Below are 205 nucleotides of genomic sequence, written 5' to 3'. Positions count from 1 at the left end.
TCAAGGTTCTTACCTTGCCGGGGCGCTCGGCGATCAGCCAGTCCACATCCACCTCGGCCAGCTCCTCGCGCTGTGGCGCCCCTTGGTAGCCGGCATCGGCTGAGACAAATTGCTCCTCTCCATGCAGCAGATTACCCAGCTGATTGAGGTCATGCTCGTTGGCCGCGGTGGTGACCAGGCTGTGGGTCAGGCCACTCTTGGCATC

At 62.4% G+C, this 205-nt stretch carries 1 protein-coding gene; it reads right to left on the bottom strand.

Annotated features, from left to right (window positions below; translation table 11 throughout):
- Positions 1-205, bottom strand: a 205-nt coding sequence (locus OGY13_RS00150) for a transposase (RefSeq protein ID WP_286556768.1), incomplete at both ends; no start/stop codon positions are given.

It is taken from the genome of Citrobacter sp. Cpo045, assembly GCF_030332875.1.
Classification (GTDB): Bacteria; Pseudomonadota; Gammaproteobacteria; order Enterobacterales; family Enterobacteriaceae; genus Citrobacter; species Citrobacter portucalensis.
This window is presented reverse-complemented; position numbering and strand designations above follow the sequence as displayed.